Annotated in this window: 14 protein-coding genes; 11 read left to right on the top strand and 3 right to left on the bottom strand. The window is 63.1% G+C overall.

All coding sequences use genetic code 11. The features are described 5' to 3' along the window. The first annotated feature begins 192 nt into the window (after window positions 1-192). From dksA to hslU, 3 genes are all read left to right on the top strand, one after another. Window positions 193-612 (top strand): RNA polymerase-binding protein DksA, encoded by a 420-nt coding sequence (gene dksA, locus BPHYT_RS01640; protein ID WP_012431412.1) that lies wholly within the window; start codon window positions 193-195, stop codon window positions 610-612. A 478-nt stretch (window positions 613-1,090) separates the two neighbouring features. Then, entirely contained in the window at window positions 1,091-1,627 is a 537-nt protein-coding gene (gene hslV / locus BPHYT_RS01635; RefSeq protein WP_012431411.1) for an ATP-dependent protease subunit HslV, read from the top strand. A 9-nt stretch (window positions 1,628-1,636) separates the two neighbouring features. Then, the gene (hslU, locus tag BPHYT_RS01630) at window positions 1,637-2,983 is read left to right on the top strand and encodes an ATP-dependent protease ATPase subunit HslU (RefSeq protein ID WP_012431410.1); all 1,347 of its coding nucleotides are present in this window, start codon (window positions 1,637-1,639) and stop codon (window positions 2,981-2,983) included. Window positions 2,984-3,126: 143 nt separating this feature from the next. Here the strand turns inward: hslU and BPHYT_RS01625 are convergent, their stop codons facing one another. Both BPHYT_RS01625 and BPHYT_RS01620 read right to left on the bottom strand, forming a co-directional pair. Next, complete coding sequence (locus BPHYT_RS01625; RefSeq protein ID WP_012431409.1) at window positions 3,127-3,669, bottom strand: response regulator transcription factor; 543 nt, start codon at window positions 3,667-3,669, stop codon at window positions 3,127-3,129. Further along, entirely contained in the window at window positions 3,666-4,976 is a 1,311-nt protein-coding gene (locus BPHYT_RS01620; protein WP_012431408.1) for an ATP-binding protein, read from the bottom strand. The genes BPHYT_RS01625 and BPHYT_RS01620 overlap by 4 nt, the downstream gene beginning before the upstream one ends. 134 nt (window positions 4,977-5,110) lie before the next feature. Between BPHYT_RS01620 and BPHYT_RS01615 the strand changes: the two genes are divergently transcribed. After that, window positions 5,111-6,748: a tetratricopeptide repeat protein gene (locus BPHYT_RS01615; protein WP_012431407.1), complete on the top strand. Its 1,638-nt coding sequence runs from the start codon at window positions 5,111-5,113 to the stop codon at window positions 6,746-6,748. Window positions 6,749-6,933: 185 nt separating this feature from the next. Here BPHYT_RS01615 and BPHYT_RS37050 read toward each other — a convergent pair whose 3' ends face one another. Then, complete coding sequence (locus BPHYT_RS37050; protein WP_083772029.1) at window positions 6,934-7,152, bottom strand: cysteine-rich CWC family protein; 219 nt, start codon at window positions 7,150-7,152, stop codon at window positions 6,934-6,936. Between the two features lie 265 nt (window positions 7,153-7,417). Between BPHYT_RS37050 and argB the strand changes: the two genes are divergently transcribed. The 7 genes from argB to BPHYT_RS38560 all read left to right on the top strand — a co-directional run bounded on the left by argB (window position 7,418) and on the right by BPHYT_RS38560 (window position 14,764). Further along, window positions 7,418-8,317 (top strand): acetylglutamate kinase, encoded by a 900-nt coding sequence (gene argB, locus BPHYT_RS01610; protein WP_007179687.1) that lies wholly within the window; start codon window positions 7,418-7,420, stop codon window positions 8,315-8,317. Window positions 8,318-8,544: 227 nt separating this feature from the next. Beyond that, window positions 8,545-9,348, top strand: a complete 804-nt coding sequence (locus tag BPHYT_RS01605; RefSeq protein WP_012431406.1) for a pyrimidine 5'-nucleotidase — start codon at window positions 8,545-8,547, stop codon at window positions 9,346-9,348. Then, entirely contained in the window at window positions 9,315-9,998 is a 684-nt protein-coding gene (slmA, locus tag BPHYT_RS01600; protein ID WP_012431405.1) for a nucleoid occlusion factor SlmA, read from the top strand. Before BPHYT_RS01605 ends, slmA begins: the two co-directional genes overlap by 34 nt. 323 nt (window positions 9,999-10,321) lie before the next feature. Next, window positions 10,322-11,467, top strand: coding sequence for a homoserine O-succinyltransferase MetX (metX, locus tag BPHYT_RS01595; protein ID WP_012431404.1), 1,146 nt, complete (start codon window positions 10,322-10,324; stop codon window positions 11,465-11,467). Continuing rightward, a complete protein-coding gene (metW, locus tag BPHYT_RS01590) occupies window positions 11,464-12,072 on the top strand; it encodes a methionine biosynthesis protein MetW (protein ID WP_012431403.1) in 609 nt (202 codons plus the stop codon). The genes metX and metW overlap by 4 nt, the downstream gene beginning before the upstream one ends. Before the next feature lie 14 nt (window positions 12,073-12,086). Next, window positions 12,087-13,481 (top strand): AmpG family muropeptide MFS transporter, encoded by a 1,395-nt coding sequence (locus BPHYT_RS01585; protein WP_012431402.1) that lies wholly within the window; start codon window positions 12,087-12,089, stop codon window positions 13,479-13,481. 14 nt (window positions 13,482-13,495) lie between these two features. Further along, a complete protein-coding gene (locus tag BPHYT_RS38560; protein ID WP_012431401.1) occupies window positions 13,496-14,764 on the top strand; it encodes a M48 family metallopeptidase in 1,269 nt (422 codons plus the stop codon). The last annotated feature ends 118 nt before the right edge of the window (window positions 14,765-14,882 follow it).

The raw sequence follows: 14,882 nt of genomic DNA, 5'->3' as shown, positions 1-14,882 counted from the left end.
CGGTTTCCAGAGGAGTTCGGCCCCGCATTAGCGTTGCGACGCCCGGCGTGTGGGCGCCAGGCGCTTCGGCGTCACGACAGTCCACTGTCCGTGCCCGCCTTGGCGCTCAGCGTCTTCGAGGCGCATTTGCGGGCAATACGAAAGTGCGGGCACTATGTAAGAGTTTTGCCTCACATTGAAGAAGTAAGCCAGATGACGACGAAACGACTCTTGACCGAAGCCGAAATCCTGAAGATGAGCGACAAGGATTACATGAATGAGGATCAGCTCGCCTTCTTCAAGAACAAGCTCGAACAACTGCAGGCGGATATTCTCCGCAATGCCGGCCAGACGACCGAGAACCTGCGCGAAACCGTAATCGTGCCGGACCCGGCCGACCGCGCAACGATCGAGGAAGAGCATGCGCTCGAACTGCGCACGCGCGACCGCGAGCGCAAGCTGCTGAAGAAGGTGCAGCAGTCCATCGCGCGCATCGACTCGGGCGACTACGGCTGGTGCGAAGAAACCGGTGAGCCGATCGGCATCCCGCGTCTGCTCGCACGGCCCACGGCCACCCTGTCGCTCGAAGCGCAGGAACGCCGCGAACTGCGCCAGAAGCTGTTCGGCGACTGAATGCTTGCGGCGCGGCTTCGGCTCCGCGCCCTGAAACGCTGCTTCGTCGAGAGGCGCACGGTGAGCCGTGCGCCTTTTTGTTTTGTGTGCCGCATATTCGGGGCATTGCCGTCGTGCAGGCTATCACCCACCTTGCCTCGACACCTTCTTGTCGGCGTAACCGACGCGTTCGCTCCTGAGTCCATCTGTATTTGTCCTATGCCATTTGCCGGCTCGGGACCGCGATTCGTGCTATCCCGGCTCCGCGCCGTCCAATGCCGCGCGGACGCGCACCTCGCACCAATTCACGGGTTTTTTGTCTTATGCCATTTGCCGGCTCTTGATATGACCGCGCACGCCCTAAAATAAATCGGACATGCGCTGCACGAGCGCGCGCCGGCCGGTTCGTTTGTTAGCGTCGCGCGCCGTCCGCTTTCAGGATTCATGCGGTAGCGCAGTGCGCTGCCGCGTCCTACCCGTTTTGCAAAGAGGAACGCATATGGAGCAATTTCACGGCACGACGATCGTCTCCGTGCGCCGCGGCGACAAAGTCGCGCTCGGCGGCGACGGCCAGGTGACGCTAGGCAACATCGTCATGAAAGGCGGTGCGAAGAAAGTCCGGCGCATCTATAACGGCAAGGTGCTGGTCGGCTTCGCCGGTGGCACGGCCGACGCCTTCTCGCTGCTCGACCGCTTCGAAGCGAAGCTGGAAAAACATCAGGGCAACCTCACGCGCGCCGCCGTCGAACTCGCCAAAGACTGGCGCACCGACCGCATGCTGCGCCGTCTCGAAGCCATGCTGATCACCGCGGACGCCACTACCACGCTCGTCATCACCGGCAACGGCGACGTGCTCGATCCGGAAGGCGGCATCTGCGCGATCGGTTCCGGCGGCGCTTATGCGCAAGCCGCCGCGACCGCGCTCGCTCACAACACGGAACTGTCGCCCCGTGAAATCGTGGAAAAGTCGCTGGAGATTGCCGGCGACATGTGCATCTACACGAACCATAACCGCGTTATCGAGACGATCGAGTAAGGACCCACGATGAGCACCATGACCCCTGCCGAGATCGTCTCGGAACTCGACAAACACATCATCGGCCAAGGCCGCGCGAAAAAAGCGGTGGCTGTGGCGCTGCGCAATCGCTGGCGCCGTCAGCAGGTTGAAGATCCGCTGCGTCAGGAAATCACGCCAAAGAACATTCTGATGATCGGGCCGACTGGCGTCGGCAAGACCGAAATCGCGCGGCGTTTGGCAAAACTAGCCGACGCGCCGTTCATCAAGATCGAAGCAACCAAGTTCACCGAAGTCGGCTATGTGGGCCGTGACGTGGACAGCATCGTGCGCGACCTGATCGAAATTTCGGTCAAGCAGACGCGCGAAACGGAAATGCGCAAAGTGCGGACCAAGGCCGAAGATCAAGCCGAAGACCGCATCCTCGACATTCTGCTGCCGAGCGCGCGGCCCGTCGGCTTCGGCGCGAGTTCCAGCGCCGCCGATACCGTCGACGAAAGCAGCACTACGCGCCAGACATTCCGCAAGCGCCTGCGCGAAGGCCTGCTCGACGACAAGGAAATCGAGCTCGATGTGGAACAGCCGCAAGTCGGCATGGACATCATGGGGCCGCCGGGCATGGAAGACATGACCGAGCAGATCCGTTCGATGTTCGCGAACATCGGCGGCGGCAAGAAAACGCGCCGCAAGCTGAAGGTGAAAGAAGCGCTGAAGGTTCTCACCGACGAAGAAGCCGGCAAGATGCTGAACGACGAAGAGGTGAAAACCAAGGCCGTGCAGAACGTCGAGCAGAACGGCATTGTGTTTCTCGACGAGATCGACAAGATCGCCTCGCGCAACGAAGCCGGCGGCGGTGAAGTTTCGCGTCAGGGCGTGCAGCGTGATTTGTTGCCGCTGGTCGAAGGCACCACGATCAACACCAAGTACGGCATGGTGAAGACCGATCACATTCTGTTCATTGCGAGCGGCGCATTCCACCTGGCCAAACCGAGCGATCTGATTCCGGAACTGCAAGGCCGCTTTCCGATCCGTGTCGAACTGGACTCGCTCTCGGTGAACGACTTCGAATCGATCCTCGTGTCCACGGATGCGAGCCTCGTCAAGCAATACCAGGCACTGCTCGCCACCGAAGACGTGCACCTCGAATTCGCCGACGACGGCATTCGCCGCCTCGCGGAGATCGCGTACTCGGTGAACGAAAAGACCGAGAACATCGGCGCACGGCGTCTCTACACGGTAATCGAAAAGCTGCTCGAAGAAGTTTCGTTCGCGGCCGGCAATCACTCGGGCCGGACGGTGCAGATCGACGCGGCTTATGTCGATCGCGCGCTGAACGAAGTGGCGGAAGACGAGGATCTGTCGCGCTACGTGCTGTGATGCCGAAGCCGGGATCGGCCCAGGCTGTTACCGTGCTGACAGTTTGAGGCGGATCGCGCGCGACGCATACAAAAAACGGGCTGCCTTTGATAAGGCAGCCCGTTTTTATTTGCTTACGGCAAGCGGTGCCAGGACACCGTCTCTTACTGCTTGACCGGCCGCTTCGCCAGCTTGCGCTGCAGCGTGCGCCGATGCATGTTCAACGCGCGCGCGGTAGCCGAAATATTGCCGCCGTGCTCGGCGAGCACGCGTTGAATATGCTCCCACTCCAGACGCGCCACCGACAATGGCGTGGGATGCTCGATCGCCTCTTCTGCTTGCAACGCGCTTGCTTCGCTTTGCAGCGCCGACAGAATCGTCTCGACGTTGGCAGGCTTGGCCAGATAGTTATCGGCACCGTCTTTCACCGCCTGCACCGCGGTGGCGATGCTCGCATAGCCGGTCAGGACCAGCATGCGCGCGTCGGGCTGCAAATCGCGCAACGGCGCGACCAGCGTGAGGCCTGAGTCGTTGCCGAGATGCAGATCCACCGTGATCTGGCTGAACTTCTGCTGATTCGCCAGCTTGATGGCCTCATCCGCGTTGTGCGCCTCGCTCACCGTGTACCCGCGCCGGGTGAGCCCACGAGCGAGGATGCCGGAGAACACCTCATCGTCGTCGATCACCAGAAAATTCATATCGCTCATGCCTGTTTCTCCGTGTTGGATGGCGCAGCGCCTTGACGGCCTTTGCCAGAAAATTTGCGTCCGGCGAGCGGCAGCTTAAGGACCGCGCGCGTGCCGCGCGGCTTGATCGTGCTGACATCGGTCAGTTCGATTGATCCATTCAGGCGCGCCGCCGCCGAAAAAGCCAGATAGAGGCCGACACCGTGCCCACCTTGCGTACTCTCGACCGGCATCGCTCCGAGCGAGCCGCGCAACGTGGCCGGAATGCCCGGGCCTGCATCACATACTTCGAAGACGATCTGGTCGCCGCGCGCCGCTAGCGCGCAGGACAGCGTCACGTGATCGCGGCTTGCACGCGCGGCGTTGTCGAGCAAAATCGTGAGAATCTGACTCACGGCCACCGTATCGTCAAGACTGACATCCGCCGGCGGCACGCCAACCCGCTCGAATTTCACATGCGGATGACGCAAGCGCCACTGCTCGGCAAACGATTCGAGCCACTCGCCGACCTGCTGCCGGTTAGTGGTTATCGACGCGCGGCTGCGCAAGCGCGCAAGCGCCGACGTACACAGTGTCATTTGCTGTTCGAGCAATTCGAGATCGGCGCTATAAGGCGCAAGTCCCTTATCGGAACGCGCTGCATCTCGCAATTCTTCGGACAACATGGCAATTGTAGACAACGGCGTACCGATTTCGTGTGCCACGGTAGCCGCCTGCACACCCAAAGCAACCGCGCGTTCGTCGTGAAGCAAGCGCTGCTGCGCGTCTCCGAGCGCTGCGTCACGTAGCCGCAATGCCCTCGACATGCGCGCAACGAACCATGCAATGAGGCCGACGCTGACCATGAAGTTCACCCACATGCCCGCGCGGTAGTAGTCGAACAGGTTCGCCGGATTGTCGAGATTCAGCGGTACAGAATCGAAACCGAGCACCGCGTAGCAGGCCACGGCGAACGCTGCGAGCCACGCCATCAGATGCCACGGCAGCACGGCCGCGGCGATGGCAAGCGAGGGCAGATAGAGCGAAACGAATGGATTGGTGGTGCCGCCGGAAAGAAACAGCAGCGCGGACAACGCGCCCAGATCGACCCATATCTGGCCGAACAACTCCATGTTGGATTCGGGACGCTGCTGCGAGACGCGCCACCACGTGATTGCGTTGAAGATCACTTCGAGCGCGATCACCAACAGCATGGCGGGCAACGGCAAGTGCACGCCGATGAAGATCTGCACGAAGGCAATCGTCATCAACTGGCCAATGATCGCGAGACTGCGCAGCCAGAACAGATGCCCGAGATTGACGCGGCCAGTGTTGGTGATTCGTTGCATGGCTTTAATTTTGATTTACCTGTTCAGACTAGTCCGACTTACCTCGCGGCCTTGCGTCGGTAACATGGAATTTTTTGTGATAGCGCCTAACGGGAACGAACTTTTCTTCGGCTCCTCCTTCGCGCAACCCTTCCATGCTACCGACTTCCCACAGCGAGGCCGACGCCTCTTCAGCTTTCCTGACTGTTCTGCGACAAGCCGTCGCAGCCAGGCAAACCGGTACGGCGCAAGCCGACGCCGACTGTCTCGACGCTGCGGCGCGAATTCGTCCACTCGACCACGCATCGCTCGATTCGCTCGTGGCCAAGCTGCTCGAAGAACACCGTTCCGGCGACGCAATCGAACTCGCCGCCATTATTGCCCAACTCGATCCGCGCAACGCTCTTGCGCACTTTCGCCTCGGCTACTCGTTGCAGATGGCGAAGCGGCATGCCGAAGCCATCGCACCTTATCGCCAGGCACTCGCCATCGAACCGCGTTTGCCGCGCCTGCGCAACAATCTCGCCGCCGCGTTGACGTTCACCGGCGGCGACCTGAACGAACGGATCGCGCTGCTGGAAAATGCCGTCCGCGATGACCCCGATGAAGGCGACGGCTGGACCAATCTCACGCACGCTTACCGTACGAAAATGGATCTGCCGCGCGCGCTCGAAGCCGGCGCAAAGGCAATGCAATGCGCGCCGCATAGCCCGCTCGCGCACAACAACTATGCGCTGACGCTGCGAGAGGCGCAACGCTGGGACGACGCGATGCAAGCTGCCCAAACCGCTTGCGCGCTGGCCCCCAACGACGCCTCCATGCGCTCTAATCTCTCCATGCTGCAACTCGTGCGTGCCGATTACGAGCACGGCTGGGCATCGCATGAAGCGCGCTGGGACGGCTCTGCCGAATTGGGCGGCAACCGTCCGATGATGCCGGCGCCGCTTTGGCGTGGCGAACCGCTCGCCCGGAAGACATTGCTCGTGTGGGGCGAGCAAGGCATGGGCGACCTGTTGCAGTTCTGCCGCTACATTCCGATGCTGGCCGAGCGCGTGCATCGCGAAGGCGGCCGTCTCATCTGGAATTCGTTCCCGCAGATGGGCGCACTCCTTAAGCGCAGCCTCGGCGGTCATGCGGACGAGTTTTCAGCCGGTGGCGGCGTCGAAACGCTGCCGTCGTTCGATTACGAGATTCCGTTGCTGAGCCTGCCGCTGATTTTCGACACGCACGAGGCGACGATTCCGGCGGCGCCCTATTTGCGGGCGGACCCGGCGGGGACCAAATCGTGGCAAGAGCGGCTGGCAGGGGAATCGCGGCTCAAGGTCGGGCTAACGTGGACCGGCAGCCACGGTCATCAACGCAATCCGTTCCGGCGCGTCGGCTGGGAGCGCTATGCGGCTCACTTCGGCGGCATGCGGGACGTGGCGTTCTATTCACTGCAGCCGGGCGCCGGCGCGGACGTGACGGCGGCACGCGCGGCCGGCTTGCCGATGACCGACCACACCGCCAAATTCGCGACCTTCGACGATACGGCCGCGTTTGTCGGCGCGCTCGATCTCGTCATTACGGTTTGCACCTCGGCGGCGCATCTGAGCGGCGCAATCGGCCAGCGCACCTGGGTGCTGCTCGACGTCAACCCGCATTGGGTCTGGTTGCTCGACCGTCACGACAGCCCGTGGTATCCAAGCGCCACGCTTTACCGGCAGCCACAATTCGGTGAGTGGGAGCCGGCGCTGGAAGCCGTCGCGCGTGACCTGAGCGCGCTTGCGGCGCAGCACTGCCGGACGGCGTAAGCGAGCGGAGCTTGCGTGGGCAGATCGCGCTACCGTAAGCCGATGGCGCTATTACAAGCCGGGGGCGCTCTAGCAAGTCGGCGGCGGGGAGACCGTAGCCAGTGCGCCCTCGTCAATCGGCAACACTCCCGGCCGCCGACGGCATTTCCCCGAACTACGCCGCTTCTCCCAGCCTCCCCCTCCAATCACGCGCCGCCGGTCCTCGCCTGAGCCGCCTGCGCAATCTCCGCCGCAAGACATTCAGGACACAGACAGCGCCTAGCCGGATCGAGCCGGTCCACCGGCAACGGCGGCATCTCGCGGCACCAGCAGTCGAATGGCTGCCCATGCATGGCGCAATCGAACGCGTTGCCGCAGCGCGGGCAGCGCGCGCTGCCTTGAGAACGGGAAACGGACGGTTTCATGACGGGCCGGATACCCTCGCTTCAGCCGTGATCAGGAAATGATGCCACGACTGGCGAACCGCCGTGAGTCGTCCGTTCGGCTAGTTCACAAGCGCCTCAAAAGCGCGGTACGCTTCGTCGTTTGCTGGCGAGTGCTGGCAGTGATTGCGCGGTGCGCAAAGCCCATGGCGCCCGCCGCTCGCGCAACTATCGAAAACCCTGTTGCAGCGCGCCAGTCCTGTACAATTCGCCCTGTTTTAACTGTTCCGTGCCTGAGCCTGCCGCCATGTCCGAGCTTCCCGACCTTTCGCAGATCGCGCCCACCCTCAAGGCTGAAATCCTGGCCGAGGCGCTCCCCTACATTCGTCAGTATCACGGTAAGACCGTGGTCATCAAATACGGCGGCAACGCCATGACCGAAGAGCGGCTCAAGCAAGGCTTCGCGCGCGACGTGATCCTGCTCAAGCTGGTCGGCATCAATCCGGTCATCGTGCACGGCGGCGGTCCGCAAATCGACCAGGCGCTGAAGAAGATCGGCAAACAGGGCACATTCATCCAGGGCATGCGCGTCACCGACGAAGAGACGATGGAAGTCGTCGAATGGGTGCTCGGCGGCGAAGTGCAGCAGGACATCGTCACGCTGATCAACCACTTCGGCGGCCACGCGGTCGGCCTGACGGGCAAGGACGGCGGCCTGATCCACGCGCGCAAGATGCTGATGCCGGATCGCGACAATCCCGGTCAGTACGTGGATATCGGGCAAGTGGGCGAAGTCGAGGCGATCAATCCGGCGGTCGTGAAGGCGCTGCAAGACGACGCGTTCATTCCAGTGATCTCGCCGATCGGTTTCGGCGAAGACGGCCTGTCGTACAACATCAACGCGGATCTGGTCGCGGGCAAGCTGGCGGTGGTGCTGAACGCCGAAAAGCTCGTCATGATGACCAACATCCCCGGCGTGATGGACAAGGAAGGCAATCTGCTGACCGATCTGTCGGCGCGCGAAATCGACGGTCTGTTCGCCGACGGTACGATCTCCGGCGGCATGCTGCCGAAAATCTCGTCCGCGCTGGACGCGGCCAAGAGCGGCGTGCGCTCGGTGCACATCATCGACGGCCGTATCGAGCACTCGGTGCTGCTGGAAATTCTCACCGAACAGCCGTTCGGCACGATGATCCGCTCGCATTGATTCCTGCCTCAAACCCGGCGCGCGCAGCACGTCAACATGGCGTGCTTCGCGTGCCGTGCAGTTGCGCTGCACACTCGTACAGCGCGCGCTGCACCTTCGGCGGCTCGCAGCAAAGCACCGCCACGAAGCACCAACCCGTTCCCTCTTCCTTTCCCGCTACCCGCACCGTGAACCGTTCGCGTTCGCCGCGTGAGGCAACTGTTCGCGCCTGAACGGCGTCCTCCACCATGCGCACTCCCACCTCCCGAAACCGTCGTCCGCATATCGCAGGTGGCCGTCCGGTCTGGCTGTTCGATCTCGACAACACGTTGCATCAGGCGTCGCACGCGATCTTTCCGGCAATCAATGAAGGGATGACGCAGTACATCATCGACGCGCTGCAAGTCGACCTCGACGAAGCCAACCGTCTGCGCACCGGCTACACGCAACGTTATGGCGCAACGCTGCTGGGCCTGATGCGCCACCATCCGCTCGATCCGAACGACTTCCTCAAGGTCGTGCACACTTTCCCCGATCTCGGCTCGATGATCCGCCATGAGCGCGGCGTCGCGCGCCTTGTGGCTGCCCTGCCGGGCCGCAAGATCGTGCTGACCAACGCGCCCGAGGCCTATGCGCGCGCCGTGCTCGCCGAACTGCGTATCGAGCGGCTGTTCGAACAGGTGATTGCCATCGAGCATATGCGCGATCGCCGCCGTTGGCGCGCCAAACCCGATCACGCGATGCTGCGCAAGGCCATGCGCGACGCGCACGTTTCGCTGAAGGACGTGATCCTCGTCGAGGACACGCGCTCGCATCTGAAGAACTACCGGCGGCTCGGCATCCGCACGGTGTGGATCACCGGCCATCTGCCGCGCAAGCCGCACGCGGACGGCGTGCCGACACGCCTGCCGGGCACCGGCCGGCCACACTATGTCGATAGAAGCATTCGTTCGTTAAAATCGCTACGACTGAGCACCCGCTCGGTTCGATTGAAGAGACAGCAGACGGGACGACAGCCATGCAGCCGATCGACAAGCCTGACGAAGTCTTAACCGAACACGAACCGAACCCCACGCTCGCCGCCCCGCGCGCGCAGCGCCTGAAGCCGGGCGAGCGCCGCGTGCACATTCTCCAGACGCTCGCCGCGATGCTGGAGGCGCCCAAGAGCGAAAAGATCACCACCGCGGCGCTGGCCGCCCGGCTCGGCGTATCGGAAGCCGCGCTGTACCGTCATTTCGCCAGCAAGGCACAAATGTTCGAAGGGCTGATCGAGTTCATCGAGCAAAGCATCTTCGGGCTGATCAACCAGATCGCCGGCAAGGAAAGCAACGGCGTGCTGCAGGCGCGCTCGATTGCGTTGATGCTGCTCAACTTCCCCGCGAAGAACCCCGGCATGACGCGCGTGCTGACGTGCGAGGCGCTGGTCGGCGAGCATGAACGGCTGACCGAGCGCGTCAATCAGATGCTGGAGCGCGTCGAGGCGTCGTTGAAGCAATGTCTGCGGCTTGCGCAAATGGAGGCGAACAGCACTGCGAATTCTGGTGAGAACGACGTCCCGCTGCCCGCCGGCTACGATCCCGCGATTCGGGCGAGTCTGCTGCTGAGCTATATCATCGGCCGCTGGCACCGCTATGTGCGCAGCGGCTTCGCGCGCTCGCCCGCCGAACACGCCGACGCGCAACTGCTCCTGATTCTTCAGTAGTCCGCGCGGCATGCGCCACGCCATGCTCCACGCCCGCGACGCTGCCGCACGAAAATTTCCGCTATACTTTGCGCCTGACTGCGGCACCTCGAACCCTCAAGGACCGCTGTCCGCAACACCCCGAACACCTGCTTGAAAACCTGTTTGAACACCTGATACGCGCCGATTTGCTGACTCGATTGCGGGCGCGCGAACTGCCGGGAACGTCTCCCTGCGGTTCACTATAAATGCGGCTAAAGAGGTCGTCAGCCGCGCACACAGTCCTTCCTCCGTGCTCTCGCCGACGCCGTTTAGCCGCCCTGTTTTGATAAATGGCGGAATGAATGGAATCGATCGGTATCGTCGCTCCCCACAAAATGCATTTCACCGAGCCACTGCAATTGCAGAACGGCAGCTCGCTGGCCGGTTACGACCTGATGGTCGAGACCTACGGCACGCTCAACGCCGCGCGTAGCAACGCGGTGCTGGTGTGCCACGCGCTCAACGCGTCGCACCACGTGGCAGGTGTGTACGCCGACAATCCCAAGGACATCGGCTGGTGGGACAACATGGTCGGCCCGGGCAAGCCGCTCGACACCGACAAATTCTTCGTGATCGGCGTGAACAACCTGGGATCGTGCTTCGGCTCGACCGGGCCGATGAGCATCGACCCGGCCACCGGCAATCCCTACGGCGCGGCCTTTCCCGTCGTGACGGTGGAAGACTGGGTCAACGCCCAGGCGCGCGTCGCCGATCAGTTCGGCATCACGCGCTTCGCGGCGGTGATGGGCGGCAGCCTCGGCGGCATGCAGGCGCTCGCGTGGAGCATGATGTATCCGGAGCGCGTCGGGCATTGCATCGTGGTCGCGTCCACGCCGAAATTGTCGGCGCAGAACATCGCGTTCAACGAGGTCGCGCGCTCGGCGATCCTGTCGGACCCGGATTTTCACGGCGGCAACTACTACGCGCACAACGTGAAACCGAAGCGCGGCTTGCGCGTCGCGCGCATGATCGGCCACATCACGTATCTGTCGGACGACGACATGGCCGAGAAATTCGGCCGCTCGCTGCGCCGCGCGGAAGGCGCGGTGGACGCGTACAACTTCAACTTCGACGTGGAGTTCGAAGTGGAGTCGTATCTGCGTTATCAGGGCGACAAATTCGCCGACTACTTCGACGCGAACACCTACCTGCTGATCACGCGCGCGTTGGATTACTTCGATCCGGCCAAGGCTTTCGACGGCGATCTGACAGCCGCCGTCGCGCACACCACGGCGAAATATCTGATCGCCAGCTTCTCGACCGACTGGCGTTTCGCGCCGGCTCGCTCACGCGAATTGGTGAAGGCGCTGCTCGACCACAAGCGCACCGTAACGTATGCGGAAATCGACGCGCCGCACGGCCACGACGCCTTCCTGCTCGACGACGCGCGCTATCACAACCTGATGCGCGCCTACTACGAACGTATTGCAAACGAGGTGAACGCATGAACCAGCGAGCACTCGATTACCTGGCGCTGCGCCCGGACTTCCGCGCGATCGCGCGCTGGGTCGAACCGCGCGCCACGGTGCTGGACCTGGGCTGCGGCGACGGGTCGCTGCTGTCGTTGCTGACCGAAGAACTGGACGTGCAGGGCTACGGCATCGAGATCAACGACGCGGGCGTGCTGGCGTCGACGCAAAACGGCGTCAACGTGATCCAGCAGAATCTGGAAGACGGCCTGCGCCTGTTCGAAGACGGCAGCTTCGATTTCGCGATTCTGTCGCAGACGCTGCAAACCATTCATCAGACGGCGGCGATCCTGCGCGAGACCGTGCGGGTCGGCAAGGAATGCATCGTGTCGTTCCCGAACTTCGGCTACTGGGCGCATCGGCTCTCGGTGCTGCAAGGCCGCATGCCGGTGTCGAAGTCGCTGCCTTATCAGTGGCACAACACGCCGAACGTACGGGTGCTGACGATCGAGGATTTCGAGGCGCTCGCGCCGGAAGTCGGCATCGAAATTCTCGACCGCGTGGTGCTGCACGACGGTCAGGTGGTGCGCTGGGGCGTGAACTGGCGTGGTAGTCTTGCGGTCTATCGCGTCAAGAAAAGCTAACGCAAGTCATACACATGTCGAACCCGCCGCACGAGGCGCCTGCACTTACCGCTCACGAAGAACATCCCGGCTGGCGCGCGTTCCTGAATACGCGCATGCTGATCTGCGTCTTTCTCGGCTTTACGTCGGGATTGCCGCTGTTCACGCTCGTCTATCTGGTGCAGGCGTGGTTACGCTCAGAAGGCGTCAATCTGAAAGAGATCGGCCTCTTTGCGCTGATCCAGTTCCCGTACACCTGGAAATTCATCTGGGCGCCGCTGATGGACCGCTACGTCCCGCGTTTTCCGGGCTGGCGTCCGGGCAGGCGGCGCGGCTGGATGCTAGTCACGCAGATTCTGGTGGCTGGCGCCATCGCCACCCTGGGGTTCGTGTCGCCCAAAGATTCGATCTGGACGGTCGCGGCTTTGACCGCGCTGGTCGCGTTCTTCGGCGCGAGTCAGGACATCGTGATCGACGCCTACCGGCGCGAGCTGTTGAGCGATACGGAGCAGGGTCTCGGCAACGCGGTGCACGTGAACGCCTACAAGATCGCGGCACTGGTGCCCGGTTCGCTCGCGTTGATCCTGTCCGACCATTTGCCTTGGACCACCGTTTTTATCGTGACGGCCGCGTTCATGCTGCCCGGCATGGTGATGACGCTGGTCGTGCGCGAACCCGAAGTACACGGCACGCCGCCGAAAAATCTGCGCGAAGCGATCGTGCAGCCGTTCAAGGAATTCATTCAGCGCGACGGCTGGCGCGGCGCGCTGTTCGTGCTCGGTTTCATCTTTCTGTACAAGCTCGGCGACACGATGGCGACCACGCTGTCCACCTCGTTCTTTCTCGATATCGGCTTTTCGCGCACGCAGATCGGGGTGATCGCGAAGACCACCGCGTTCGGTGCGAGCCTCGCGGGCGGGATCGTCGGCGGGATCTGGCTGATGAAAATCGGCATTGGCCGCGGGCTGTGGATCTTCGGCGTCCTGCAGATGGTGTCGACGCTCGGGTTCGCGTGGCTCGCCCATCTCGGGCCGGCCTCGCCCGGTCTCGTGGCGATTTACGACATCGCCGTCTGGCTGAGCGAAGGCACGACGAAGCTGCTGGCGCTGGTGGGCGTCGATTGGGCCGTGCAGCTCGAGCCGCGCTCCGTTGCGCTGGCGCTTGTCTACGGGCTGGAAACCTTTGCCACAGGGCTGACGATGGCGGCATTCACCGCCTATATCGCCAGCACCACCGATCCGCGCTACACCGCCACCCAGTTCGCGCTCTTCACGAGCCTCGCTTCGGTGCCGCGCACGCTGGCTTCCGCGGCGAGCGGCTACGTGGTCGCGCAGATCGGCTGGTTCGACTACTTCATCGTTTGTACCGCGCTGGGGTTGCCCGGCATGTTGCTTCTACTGCGCATCGCGCCGTGGAGGAAGCCGTCGTGAAGGCGCTTCTTCCGATGGGCGCGGCGCGCTCGATTACGTCCCGGCGCCGTGCGGTCAAGAGCAGCCGCGTGGCGCTGCACGCAATCTGTGCGCTGGGCTGTGTGAGCCTGACGCTGGCCGCACCGTTGAACGCCTATGCGGCAGCCATGCCGACCGCGGCTCCCAGCGCACCCGCGGCGGCGCCGGCGCCGGCCACGACCTCAGCGCCGACGGCGAAGCCCACAGCGACGGCTGCCGCGAGCCCTGAAAGCGCGACATCCGCGGCACAAGGTGCGAACAATGCAGCCAGCGCGGCGAGTACGGGCAGCGCGGCCGCCGCTACAATGCCGCCTTCATCGCCCTCGTCTCCCCAATCGACGCCGCCGGCTCCGGTCACCGCCAGAACACCCGCTGCGACATTTTCACCGCCCGCGGCCGCCAAAGCGCCTGCCGTCCCGTCGATGTCCGCCCCGGCGTCCGCGTCGTACACCCCGAATACGCAGTTGCGTTACGGCGGCTATCTGGTGTTCCGCAACCTGATCCCATCGCCGATGCTCGAGGCGCAAGCCGCCGACGAATTCAGCCAGATCACCTACGGCGCCGAGCACTCGAACCGTCTGTACGCCGACACCGACGCGCACGTCACACGCGTGCGCTCCATCGTCGACAAGATGATTCCGTATTCGCTCAAATGGAATGAGCGGGCCAAAAACTGGAAGTGGGATGTGGCCGTGGTGCGCTCGCCCGATATCCGCATGTACTGTCTGCCGGGCGGCAAGATCGTCGTGTACGGCGGACTGCTCGACCGCGCGCGTCTGAACGACAACGAACTGGGCATGCTGATCGGCCACGAGATCGCTCACGCGTTGCGCGAACATGCGCGCGAGCGGCTCGGCCAATTGCAGGCGAGCCAGCTCGACTCGTCCGGCACGATCCCGCAGCTATTCGGGCTCGCCGATCTGGGCGCGGCACCGCTCGGCATCGGCTCGCGCCTGCTGGAAATGAAGTACGAAAATACCGACGAGACCGAAGCCGACGTGATCGGCAGCGATATCGCATCGCGCGCCGGCTTCGATCCGCGCGCGGCGGTCACGTTGTGGGACAAATTGGCACAAGCCACGCGCGGCAATCGCGATCAGGGCTTCATCTACGTGCATCCCTACACGCCGGCGCGCCGTCAGGACATCATCAAGCGCTTGCCGGACATGCTGCCGCTCTACGCGAAGGCGATCGGCAAGACCGTGGACGCGCTGCCGGACTACGCCGGCATGGGCCGTCCGCGCCGCAAACTGGCGGGCGATTGAGGTGCGCGGGCCTCAAGCGTCCGCTACTTCCGCTACATCGCTTTACACAAGGCCAACTTCGGGTTCACTTGCCGCGCGCTCGCGTTCTTGCCTGACAAGGCGAGACTTTAGCCTCGCT

Origin of the sequence: Paraburkholderia phytofirmans PsJN (assembly GCF_000020125.1) — a bacterium.
Taxonomy (GTDB): domain Bacteria; phylum Pseudomonadota; class Gammaproteobacteria; order Burkholderiales; family Burkholderiaceae; genus Paraburkholderia; species Paraburkholderia phytofirmans.
The sequence above is the reverse complement of the archived record's forward strand: the minus strand, read 5'-3'. Positions and strand labels throughout refer to the sequence as shown.